Origin of the sequence: Halomonas sp. (genome assembly GCF_052095765.1) — a bacterium.
GTDB lineage: Bacteria > Pseudomonadota > Gammaproteobacteria > Pseudomonadales > Halomonadaceae > Halomonas.
In genome coordinates this window covers 1-10,886 of sequence record NZ_JBQDJZ010000089.1, presented here as the reverse complement: position 1 = coordinate 10,886, position 10,886 = coordinate 1, and the positions used below count along the sequence as shown (strand labels likewise).

Below are 10,886 nucleotides of genomic sequence, written 5' to 3'. Positions count from 1 at the left end.
CGTATCTTGCTGACATTCTCGCGGTGTGAAAGTTTTCATGCGTTCTCCCTGGGGGTCGCGCTGACAGGCCAGCGCCATCAGCCCCAACATGAGTGCCATGACCACCAGATCAAAGAAGCGGCTGTTCATCGCCGCCAGCAGCGTCGTCCACCCAGGGTTGTCAGCACTGAGAGTGTGGTTGAAAAACCAGAAAACACGGTCATCGATGTGAATCCATAGCGTAAAAGAGGGCATTGCCCAGCTAAAAATTATCGCTAGGCCCAGCGCAGTGAGCAGCAACGGACGACGCAAAGGCATGTTGGATCTCATCTTGTTGGCAGGGATAAGTAAGGGGGTTGCAAGTGGGCAGCAAGCCACAGGTGACATTCTTCATCGGTTTGTGACTGATGTCCATGACAACCCGAAAAACACCAAACTGAAAAACTGCTTGCCATGTGCTGGCTGAGTCCGTAATATCTGCACGCGTTCGCAAGGGTCGTTAGCTCAGTTGGTAGAGCAGTTGGCTTTTAACCAATTGGTCGCAGGTTCGAATCCTGCACGACCCACCAAGCGAACGGTTTACTTGGCCATAGAGGCCAATAGCAAGACCAGTGCAAGGCGACTGAGCCGCCAAGCACTCTGGGTCGTTAGCTCAGTTGGTAGAGCAGTTGGCTTTTAACCAATTGGTCGCAGGTTCGAATCCTGCACGACCCACCAGACAGTACGCCCCTGCCTACACCAAGGCAGGGGCGTTTTGCATTGTGGTTTCGCCCAGGATGTAGGAGAGGCGCTTGTGCCGCGAAACCGCATCAACCAGGCGCCTGACGGCGCCATCGCTGTCTGAAGACAGCTCCTTGAAAACCTGAAGGTTGCCCCTGCAATTCATTTAAAACAGTGGTTCGAGCAAATCATCCCGGTTCAGTCTAAAATGATGGTGGGTTGGGCATCGCGGAAGACGCATCGCCCAGCCCATCGGCTGTGCCACCCGGCGCGGAGCGCGTCGGCTGTGGCACTTGGCGAAATGCAGGGGGAGCCCCTGCCAGTCACAGTGGTAGACACGATGACAAACATGACCTCTGCCGAGCTGTATGAACAGCCGGCGATCAGTTATTGCCCGACCCGGCCTGCCACCGTAGATCAGGCCCGAGTTGAAGAGATCAAGCAGCTTCTCAAGGCTAACAACGCCGTACTGGTGGCGCACTATTACACCGACGATGCGATTCAGCAGCTAGCCGAAGATACCGGCGGCTGCGTGTCGGACTCCCTGGAAATGGCCCGCTTTGGTGCCCAGCATCCTGCCGATACTCTGGTTGTCGCGGGTGTTCGCTTCATGGGCGAAACCGCTAAGATACTGTCGCCGGAAAAGCGCGTGCTGATGCCCACTTTGGAAGCTACTTGTTCGCTGGATACTGGCTGCCCGCCGGAAGAGTTCAGCGCCTTCTGTGATGCCCATCCCGATCGGACCGTGGTGGTCTATGCCAACACTTCGGCGGCGGTCAAGGCCCGCGCCGACTGGGTGGTGACTTCCTCCATCGCGGTGGATGTGATCGAGCACCTGCAGGCCAAAGGTGAGAAAATCCTGTGGGCACCGGACAAACACCTGGGTGCCTATATCCAGCAGAAAACCGGTGCCGACATGCTGCTATGGGACGGCGCCTGCATTGTGCATGAGGAGTTCAAGGCCAAAGGCATTGAGGATCTCAAGAAATTGTATCCCGATGCCGCCGTGCTGGTGCATCCTGAGTCACCCGCCGCCGTAGTGGAACTGGCCGATGTGGCAGGTTCAACGTCGCAGCTGATCAAGGCTGCGAAACAGCTGTCCAACAAGCAACTGATCGTGGCTACCGATCGTGGCATCTTTTTCAAGATGCTACAGGCCGCACCGGACAAGGTTCTGTTCGAAGCACCCACCGCTGGAGACGGCGCCACCTGCAAGAGCTGTGCGCACTGCCCATGGATGGCCATGAATGCGCTGGACAACCTGGCTGCTGCGTTACGTCAGGGCAGCGGTGAAGTCAGGGTAGAGGAGTCGCTGCGTCAGGCCGCACTGAGGCCCCTGACGCGCATGCTGGAGTTCAATGCCTGACCAACGGCTAGCCAGGCAGCAGGGCAGGCGGCTAGCGGAACTCATCCATGGTTTCCCGGTAGCCAATAAACGCCTCGCGGCGTAGCTCGATGCGATTGGATGCATTCAGGTCGCCCTGTTGCCTGGCCACATCCTTGGCCACATCAAGCTGGTGGATAGCGCGGTCGATATTTCCCGTGAGCTGCTGCTGCTCGGCCCGCGCCAGATGCCCCCAGGCCTCCCGACCGCTGCGCCCAGCGGCCTCAGCCAGCAGCGCAAACACCTGGGGGTCTTCGGGTCGCTGACCAGCGAGGTCATTGAGTATCCGGTAGGCCTCATCAGGGTTGGTTTGCAGTAACGCCTCGCCTAACATCAGCTGAGTGGGCTGATAGCTCGGCATCAACCGCAGTTGCCTGCGCGCTCGGTCAATCGCATCATTGACACGCCCTGCCTTCAGCGCCACCTCAACTGCTGACGCCGGGAGCATGGCGAGGTCCGGATTGGCCCGTGCCAGGCTATCTAGTTGCCTGAGCGCGCTATCGGTGTGTTTTTTCTCAGCATCAATCAGTGCCGCCAAATAGCGCTGGGCCGCTGAGGGAGTCTTGCTGCGCTCTAGCCGGGTTGCGGCCTGGTTGGGGTCGCGATCGTGAATCGCCAGCAGTGCTCGGGCGCGGGTCAGGTGGTAGGCCAAGTCTTCCGGGCGAGGGTTGGTGACCTTGATCTGGCTTGCGCGCGACTGAGCATCGCTGATACGCGACTCGGTTAGCGGGTGAGTGAGCAGAAACTCCGGCGGATTGCCGCCCTGCAATGCCAGCTGGCGCTGCATGGTGCGAAACAGATCAACCGTTGCCTGAGGGTCATAACCCGCACTCGCCATGGCCTGCAGACCGATACGGTCGGCTTCTTGCTCAAAGCGCCGTGAGTAAGCCAGCTGGTCCTGATACAGCGCCGCCTGGGAGCCTACCGCGGCCGCAAGGCCAACGTCGCCGCCACCACCGGCAGCAATCAGCATGCCAGTCAACATCGCCGCCATGGCCGGCAGCCGCATCTGCTCAGCGCGCGCCTTGCCACGGGCATAGTGGCTCTGGGAGAGGTGGCCAAGCTCATGGGCCAGCACCGACACCATGGCGGCTTCCTCTTCAGCAAAAGCAAATAGGCCGGCATTGATCCCGATCACGCCGCCAGGCACGGCAAACGCGTTCAGCCGATCGCTGGCCACTAGAGTTACTACAGTGTCGATGCCTGAAAGCTGGCTGTGCGGCAGCAGGCGCGCCACCAGCGTATTGACGTAGTCCTCACTGATCGGGTCTTCCCAGCCCGGCGCATGGGCACGGAACTGGCGCAACCAAGCGCGGCCGAGGCGCACTTCCTCACCGCTGATCGCCTGGGTATTCGTGCTAGTTAGGCTGGGTAGTGAAAGATCGAGGCTGGTTTGGCCCCAGACAGGCGTCAACGCAGAGGTGGTCAGCAGCAGGCTAAAAACCAGGGAAACAGACCAGCCAGGCAAAGAGTCGCGCAGCATTGATGGACCTCATCGGTGAGCATGACACAGACAACAGCGTCCCTTTGACATTGATTCGCTATAGAAAGTGCCTTTAAATACACAAGGTTGTTGTCGGGTAGCTAGGTTGCTGGATTAGCAAAAAGCGAACGGCAGCGACACCTCGCCAGTATTGTCCCGGGAGACTATATGACTGTGCAACCTGATGGCGTGCTCGACGCACGCGGTCTGGCATGCCCGCTGCCTTTATTGAAGGCCAAGCAGGCGCTGTCCCGGCTTTCGTCTGGCCAGCTGTTAGAAGTAATGGCCACCGATGCTGGAGCCTGGCGCGACTTCGAATCGTTTGTCGAACTCAGTACCCACGAGCTGGAGGCTCGTGAGGAGCGTAACGGCATCTATTATTTTTGGATACGCAAAGGAAAGGAGGTGGCGTCATGACACTGCGCTCGTTGTTTCGTGGCTGGATGGAGCAGTACTTCTCGGACGAAGAAGCAGTGATCATGCTGATCGTGCTGGTGCTAGGCTTCGCCGCCGTCATCCTGTTTGGAAAAATGCTGGCCCCTTTTTTTACCGCACTGATTATCGCCTTTCTGCTGCAAGGTGGAGTGAATTTCCTGACCCGTCACCGGGTGCCGCACCTGCTGGCAATCGCCCTGGTTTACCTGATATTTATCGGCACCCTGCTAGCAATAGCGCTTATCTTGATGCCGCTGATCTGGAGCCAGCTGGTCAACTTCGTGCATGAGCTGCCGCGTATGCTGGCCAGTGGCCGCGAAATGGTGGATGACCTTCAGGCGCTCTACCCGCAACTAATCACTCCAGACCAGATTCAGACCTGGATCAGCATGGCCAGCCGAGAGCTCAGCTTGCTTGGGCAGCATGCCGTCACCCTGTCATTGGCCTCGCTGGGCAACGTGATGGGGCTGATCATCTACCTGGTGCTAGTGCCTATCCTTGTGCTTTTCATGCTCAAGGACAGTAGTCAGCTGGTGAGCTTTGCCGTATCGCTGCTGCCCCGCCAGCGCGACCTAATGAGTAGGGTGTGGCGAGAGATGGACAACAAAATAGCTAACTACGTGCGCGGTAAGTTCATTGAAATCATCATCGTCGCCACCGTTACCTTCTTCATCTTCACCTTTATCGGGCTGCGGTATTCTGCATTGCTCGCCGTGCTGGTCGGAGTTTCCACCCTAGTACCCTTTATCGGCGCCGCGGTTGCCACCTTGCCGGTCATGGCAGTTGCCGGCTTCCAATTTGGCCTGGGTGACCAGTTCTTCTACGTTCTCATTGCCTATGCCATTATCCAGGCCATCGACGGCAATGTCCTTGTTCCATTGCTGTTTTCCGAAGCGGTTAATCTACACCCCGTCTCCATCATCCTCGCTGTACTGTTCTTCGGCGGCATTTGGGGGTTCTGGGGCGTATTTTTCGCCATTCCCCTGGCAACACTCATGAAAGCCCTGCTCTACGCCTGGCCGCGTGGAATCGAACAGCGTCGAGAAGAAACCGAAGCCGTATCAGGCGCCTGACGGCGCCATCGGTGTCTGAAAACAGCTCCTACGAAAACCTGAATGTGCCGCTGGACAGGGGTTGGTGGGGAAACCTGAATGTGCCGCTGAGCAGGTCTTCGTAGGAGGCATGTTTACATGCCGAAACCGCCGCGCAGCGGCGGCGGGGTGGGTGCATTAAAACATGGGAAGTTGCCAGATATAGCAATCTGCTATACTCTTTCTGTGTCGAGACAGGGAAATGTCCATGCACATCGTCACACAAAAACGCATCTGGAAAGCCATGGCGAAGTGGCCGCAGTCTGCAAGTGCTTTGGAAGCATGGTATCGGCTGATGAAGGTCGCCGAGCCCAAAGACTTCGCTGCGATGAAGGGCATTTTTCCGGCCACCGATAAGGTTGGCAGTCATCATGTTTTCGATATCGGCGGCAACAAGATCAGGCTGATTGCCATCGTGCACTACCGGGCTAAGCGAGTTTTTATCCGCGACATTCTTGATCATGACGAATATGACAAAGCCAAATGGAAGGAGTGACCCATGAACGCCATGCTTGATCAGGCAGCCATTCACTGGGCGTACATTGAACCGCTGCTTTCAGAACCCCAAAACGAAGAAGACTACGACGCCAAGGTGGCTGCTCTGGATGAGTTGCTCGACATGATGGGTGATGATGAAGACCATCCGTTGGCGAGTCTTGCTGTTTGCCTTGGAGATGTCATTGAAGCCTATGACGAGAACCATCGGCCCATTTCCAAAGCGCCTGGTGCAGAGGTGCTGCGCTACCTCATGGCTGAACATCGTGTCTTACAAAGCGAGCTTCCAGAAGTAGGTGCCCAGTCTGTGGTATCAGCAATCCTCTCGGGCAAGCGCCAACTGAACTGGCGCCAAGTGTGTGAATTGGCTGAGCGTTTTGGAGTGCCTACCGATGTGTTCCAGATCCAGGCAGGGGGTAGATAGAACAGAGCTCTAACCCCAGGCGCCTGACAGCGGCACCGGTTTTCGTAGAAGCCTTGTTCACAGGGCGAAACCGCCGCGCAGCGGCGGTGGGGTGGGTTCATTGCGAACGGTGCAGCTCTTGCGCTGCGTTGAGCACTTCTTCAACGTGGCCTTTGACCTTCACGCCACGCCATTCCTTGGCCAGTTTGCCCTGGCTGTCAATCAGGAAGGTGCTGCGTTCGATGCCGAGGTGCTCCTTGCCATACATCTTCTTGAGCTTGATGACGTCAAACAGCTGGCACAGAGTTTCGTCCTTGTCGGAAACCAGTGGGAAGTTGAACTCCTGCTTGGCTTTAAAATTTTCCTGGGCGCGGATGCCGTCGCGGGAGACGCCGATAATCAGGGTGTTGGCGGCGTCGAAGTCGGCTTTGTGGTCGCGGAAGTCGCCGCCTTCGGTGGTGCAACCCGGGGTGCTGGCTTTGGGGTAGAAGTAGATCACTACCTGCTGGCCGTGCAGCGCTGACAGCGTCAGTTGTGTATCACCGGTGGCGGTTGCGGTAAAATCCGGCACGGCGTGACCCAGTTTTACAGACATGGAAATTCCTCATGTTTAGCCCAGTGTAGGTGGGGTAATGTTGCCGCTGGGCGGTAGTGAATAGGTACTTGATTACACGCAAGCTAGGACAAACTGTAAAGTCCTTGCTGTACAGTCCCTCTGGTGCTGAGTAACATTCGACATTTGGTATTGTAACGCGGGCGGGGCACCGCTGCGGCGGCTCAAACTGGCAGCGGCCGGTAGCGAGAGGAGAAAAGTAGCATGGTCACAGGCAGTATTGTCGCACTGGCGACTCCAATGAAGGTCAACGGTGATATTGACTGGGAGACACTGCGTCGCCTGGTCAATTTTCATCTCGACAACGGCACCGATGCCATTGTCGCCGCCGGTACCACCGGCGAGCCGACCACCATGTCGTTTGCCGAACACTTTGATGTGATTCGCAGCGTGGTGGAAGAGGTTGACGGTCGCATCCCGGTCATTGCCGGCACCGGCTCCAACAACACCCGCGAGGCGGTTGAGCTAACGCGCTACGCCACCGAAGTGGGGGCCGAGTACTGCCTTACTGTGGCGCCGTACTACAATCGGCCCACTCAGGAAGGCTTGTTCCAGCACTTCAAGGCCATCGCAGAGAGCAGCGACCTTCCGGTCATCATCTATAATGTGCCGGGCCGCACCTGCTCAGACATCTACAACGAAACCGTGTTGCGGCTGGCCGAGGTAGACAACATCATTGGCCTCAAGGACGCCACCGGCAACTTAGAGCGTGGCGAAGATCTGATCAGCCAGCTCAAGGGCAGCGGCTTCATGCTGTATTCCGGCGACGACGGCACTGCCTGTGACTTCATCCTGATGGGCGGGCACGGCAATATTTCGGTCACTGCCAATGTGGCGCCGCGCGCTATGCGCGACCTGTGCCACGCCGCCATGGCCGGTGATGCCGACAAGGCCCATCAGATCAACACTCGGCTGATGCCGCTGCATACTAACCTAGGCGTTGAGGCTAACCCGATTCCGGTAAAGTGGAGCCTCAACCGTATGGGGCTGATTGAGCCCGGTATCCGGTTGCCGCTGACTTGGCTTTCCGAGAGATACCACTCCACCGTCAGCGAGGCACTTCAGCTGGCCGGTGTGATCGACGACTGATAGCAGGGCGTTGTAGAGTCCGGTCTGTAAAGCGGGCCGTTAAACGGGTCTTTAACACGGGCTTTCTAAAAAATAATGCAAGGTGGATGCATGAGTTCTGCGCTGAAATGGATGCCGCTAGTGGCTGCCCTGGCCTTAGCCGGTTGTGCCCGTGAAGGGTATTTTGATGACCGAGAAACTGACTACGCCGATGCCAAGCTGAGTAAGCCGCTGGTGCTGCCAGAAACCCGCAATCAGCAGCGTTTTGGCAACCGCATGGCGGTGCCCGAGAGTGCAGGCAGCTTTGCTTCCGTCGATTCGGACTTTCGCTTGTCGCCGCCGCGTGCACTGGGCGTTGGCAGCTCGATGAAGCCGGGCAGCGTAGCGCGCCGTCAGGCCGGCGATACGCGCTGGCTGGTCGTCGGTGCCGAGCCGGCTGCCGTATGGGGTCAGATGGAGGGCTTTATACGTCAACAAGGCCTGAGCATTCAGCGCCAGGAGCCCTCCCAGGGCTTGCTGGTTACCAATGCCGGCGACATCAGCTTGCAACCTGGCCTGCATGCCGGCATCAGTGAAGTACGTTGCGAGCGCAACGGCACTACCCAGGGAGACTGCCTGCAGGCGCTTGAGCGTTACTTCGAGTCCACAACGGCTGTTTCCAGCGCTTCCTCGCTGGTGGTGCAGCGTCCCGCAGAGCAGCGTGTGCGTCCGCTGCTGGAAAAAGAAAATGGCCAGTGGCTGCTCAAGCTGCCGTTTTCCATCCAACGCGTGTATGCCGAGCTCAATCACCAGCTGGAGGCCGACTTCATCGTCGAAGGTGAGCGTCAGCTGCTGGAAACCTCACCCCAGCGCCACGACTTCCTGATCGACTACATGGTGATGTCGGAGCGCGACCGCAACATGCTAGAAATCATCATCAGCCCCGATGTACGGCAGATGTCGCAGACGTTGCGTCTTGATCTCGAAGCCACCGGGCCCAACAGCAGTGTGTTGACCGTCAGCAACGAGAGCGAGCGAGAGTTCAGCGAGAGTGATGCGCACGAGGTGCTGGAGCGGGTGGCGGACCTGTTGCGCTGATGACCGCATTGGCCACACCGGTTCATGCGGCAGAGCAGCTGTTCTGTCAGGTGGGTGGCGGGCTGGCCGACGGTCGGCTGTTCTTCGCCTCGCTAGGCAGTGGTAGCCAGGGTAACGCAACTCTGGTCAGCGATGGCATCACCCGCTTGTTGGCTGACTGCGGCTTTACCCTGAAAGACACTGAGCAGCGGTTGTCCTGGCTGGGCGTGTCGGCCAGCCAGCTCGACGCCATTTTGGTGACCCACGAGCATGGCGATCACGTCAGCGGCGTCGGCCCGTTGGCCCGACGCTACAAGCTACCGGTATATCTCACCCCGGGCACTTGGCGCGCGGGCCGACTCGGGCGTATCGCGCCGCAGCAACTGTGCTGGATCACCCCCCAGCAGCGCTTTACCATCAATAGTCTCAGCATCGACCCGGTCACCGTGCCCCACGACGCCCGCGAGCCGGTGCAGTTCTGCTTCTCCGCCGACGATTGTCGACTTGGCCTGCTGACCGATTTGGGCCATCCAAGTGCTCATGTCATCGAGGCCTTTCGCGGCTGCGATGCGCTCTTTCTTGAGTGCAACCACGACGAACGCCTACTTCAGACCGGCCCCTATCCGGCAAACCTCAAACGCCGTGTTGGCGGGCGCTGGGGTCATCTAGCCAACCGCCAGGCCGCTGAGCTGCTTCAGCAGCTGGGGCTCGACCGCCTACAAACCATTGTCTGCTCGCATTTGTCTGAGCAAAATAACCGCCCCGAGCTGGCATTAGAGGCCCTGTGCCCGCTGCTCGACGGTGACGAATCGCGCCTGACCATCGCCGCCCAGCACCAGGGGCAAGGCTGGCAAGCCATCCGCTGACTTTCTGTAAAGTGCATCTGCGAACAGCAACTCGACCAACCATTTCCCTCCCCATGGAGACACCCATGCAAAAGCGCCAGGAACTCTACGCCGGCAAAGCCAAGTCAGTTCATACCACCGATGACCCGGACCGCCTGGTCCTGACCTTCCGCGACGACACCAGTGCCTTCGATGGCGAGCGCATGGAGTCGTTGGCGCGGAAGGGAATGGTCAACAACCGCTTCAACGCCTTCGTCATGGGGAAGCTGGAAGAGGCCGGCATTCCCACCCACTTTGATGCGCTGCTGTCGGACACCGAGAGCCTGGTCAAGAAGCTCGACATGATTCCCGTCGAGTGCGTGGTGCGCAATATTGCTGCAGGCAGCCTGGTCAAGCGGCTTGGCGTGGAAGAAGGGCAGTTGCTGGCGCCCCCCACCTTTGAGCTGTTCCTGAAAAATGACGCCTTGCATGACCCGCTGATCAACGAATCGTTGGCTGAAACCTTTGGCTGGGCCACGCCACAGCAGTTGGCAGAAATGAAAGCTCTAACCTTCCGCGTGAACGACGTGCTCAAGGCGCTGTTTGCCGAAGGCGACCTGTTGCTGGTGGACTACAAGCTGGAGTTCGGGGTGTACAAGGGTAATATTGTGCTCGGCGATGAATTTTCTCCCGACGGCTGCCGCCTGTGGGATGCCAACACCCGAGAAAAGCTTGACAAGGACCGTTTCCGTCAGGATCTAGGTGGTGTGATAGAAGCCTATGAAGAAGTGGGGCGTCGAATTGGTGCGCCCTTGGCTTGAGCGCGGAGTGCCTCGAAAACAGCTAGCCAAGGCCTAGGGCACAACGAGATCAGTACAGTTGGCAGTTAATATTAAAAACCGTATCCTCATGGTAGTGGTGGGGTTTATCTTGTCGAAATGCAAGCATGCTTTTTGCAGCAGGACGCAGGATGGCATGATGCCATGCACGGTGAGGAGTCATAATGCGCATAGCAGTACTGGACGACGACAGCATCTCGCTTGAGCAGATGCGTCAGGCGCTATCTGAAAGTACGAAAGAGCTACCGGACCTGGTTGATATCCAGGTATTTCAGACCGCCGACGACCTGATTCGGGCGCTCAAGCGCGACACCTATAAGCTGGTGCTGCTTGACTGGGAAATGCCCGACACTTCTGGCATCGTGCTGCTTGAATGGATTCGCGGCTATTTCGAGGTGCCGCCCGCAGTCATCATGGTCACCAATCGTAGCGCCGAAGAAGATGTTGTTGAGGCGCTCAGCAAAGGCGCCGACGACTTCGTCACCAAGCCATTTCG

General features: G+C 58.1%; 12 protein-coding genes, 2 tRNA genes and 1 pseudogene. 12 read left to right on the top strand and 3 right to left on the bottom strand.

Annotation, left to right across the window (positions count from 1 at the left end; translation table 11 throughout):
• Positions 1–297 (bottom strand): annotated as a pseudogene (locus ACTH3D_RS10935) (hypothetical protein); the annotation flags it as partial.
• Positions 298–472: 175 nt separating this feature from the next.
• Between ACTH3D_RS10935 and ACTH3D_RS10930 the strand changes: the two are divergent.
• From ACTH3D_RS10930 to nadA, 3 genes are all read left to right on the top strand, one after another.
• Positions 473–548 (top strand) — tRNA-Lys (locus ACTH3D_RS10930).
• Between the two features lie 72 nt (positions 549–620).
• Positions 621–696, top strand: a tRNA-Lys gene (locus ACTH3D_RS10925).
• A gap of 343 nt (positions 697–1,039) precedes the next feature.
• Positions 1,040–2,065: a quinolinate synthase NadA gene (nadA, locus tag ACTH3D_RS10920; RefSeq protein ID WP_441667143.1), complete on the top strand. Its 1,026-nt coding sequence runs from the start codon at positions 1,040–1,042 to the stop codon at positions 2,063–2,065.
• Between the two features lie 31 nt (positions 2,066–2,096).
• Here the strand turns inward: nadA and ACTH3D_RS10915 are convergent, their stop codons facing one another.
• Positions 2,097–3,566 (bottom strand): M48 family metalloprotease, encoded by a 1,470-nt coding sequence (locus tag ACTH3D_RS10915; protein WP_441667142.1) that lies wholly within the window; start codon positions 3,564–3,566, stop codon positions 2,097–2,099.
• A 168-nt stretch (positions 3,567–3,734) separates the two neighbouring features.
• On the opposite strand from ACTH3D_RS10915, the gene ACTH3D_RS10910 reads away from it, so the two are divergent.
• From ACTH3D_RS10910 to ACTH3D_RS10895, 4 genes are all read left to right on the top strand, one after another.
• Positions 3,735–3,983: a sulfurtransferase TusA family protein gene (locus ACTH3D_RS10910; protein WP_441667141.1), complete on the top strand. Its 249-nt coding sequence runs from the start codon at positions 3,735–3,737 to the stop codon at positions 3,981–3,983.
• Entirely contained in the window at positions 3,980–5,074 is a 1,095-nt protein-coding gene (locus ACTH3D_RS10905; RefSeq protein ID WP_441667140.1) for an AI-2E family transporter, read from the top strand. Before ACTH3D_RS10910 ends, ACTH3D_RS10905 begins: the two co-directional genes overlap by 4 nt.
• Positions 5,075–5,300: 226 nt before the next feature.
• A complete protein-coding gene (locus tag ACTH3D_RS10900; protein ID WP_441667139.1) occupies positions 5,301–5,588 on the top strand; it encodes a type II toxin-antitoxin system HigB family toxin in 288 nt (95 codons plus the stop codon).
• A gap of 3 nt (positions 5,589–5,591) precedes the next feature.
• Positions 5,592–6,011 (top strand): helix-turn-helix domain-containing protein, encoded by a 420-nt coding sequence (locus ACTH3D_RS10895; protein WP_441667138.1) that lies wholly within the window; start codon positions 5,592–5,594, stop codon positions 6,009–6,011.
• 97 nt (positions 6,012–6,108) lie between these two features.
• On the opposite strand, the gene ACTH3D_RS10890 is transcribed toward ACTH3D_RS10895, so the two are convergent.
• Positions 6,109–6,585, bottom strand: a complete 477-nt coding sequence (locus tag ACTH3D_RS10890; RefSeq protein ID WP_441667137.1) for a peroxiredoxin — start codon at positions 6,583–6,585, stop codon at positions 6,109–6,111.
• Between the two features lie 222 nt (positions 6,586–6,807).
• Between ACTH3D_RS10890 and dapA the strand changes: the two genes are divergently transcribed.
• The 5 genes from dapA to ACTH3D_RS10865 all read left to right on the top strand — a co-directional run.
• Positions 6,808–7,692 carry a 4-hydroxy-tetrahydrodipicolinate synthase gene (dapA, locus tag ACTH3D_RS10885; protein ID WP_441667136.1) on the top strand — a complete coding sequence of 295 codons (885 nt, stop codon included), beginning with the start codon at positions 6,808–6,810 and terminating at the stop codon, positions 7,690–7,692.
• A gap of 90 nt (positions 7,693–7,782) precedes the next feature.
• Complete coding sequence (locus tag ACTH3D_RS10880; protein WP_441667135.1) at positions 7,783–8,748, top strand: lipoprotein, NlpB; 966 nt, start codon at positions 7,783–7,785, stop codon at positions 8,746–8,748.
• Positions 8,748–9,593, top strand: a complete 846-nt coding sequence (locus tag ACTH3D_RS10875) for an MBL fold metallo-hydrolase (RefSeq protein WP_441667134.1) — start codon at positions 8,748–8,750, stop codon at positions 9,591–9,593. The genes ACTH3D_RS10880 and ACTH3D_RS10875 overlap by 1 nt, the downstream gene beginning before the upstream one ends.
• A 65-nt stretch (positions 9,594–9,658) precedes the next feature.
• Positions 9,659–10,372 carry a phosphoribosylaminoimidazolesuccinocarboxamide synthase gene (gene purC / locus ACTH3D_RS10870; protein ID WP_441667133.1) on the top strand — a complete coding sequence of 238 codons (714 nt, stop codon included), beginning with the start codon at positions 9,659–9,661 and terminating at the stop codon, positions 10,370–10,372.
• A gap of 182 nt (positions 10,373–10,554) precedes the next feature.
• Positions 10,555–10,886: response regulator (locus tag ACTH3D_RS10865; RefSeq protein ID WP_441667131.1), on the top strand; the 332-nt coding region annotated here is incomplete at its 3' end.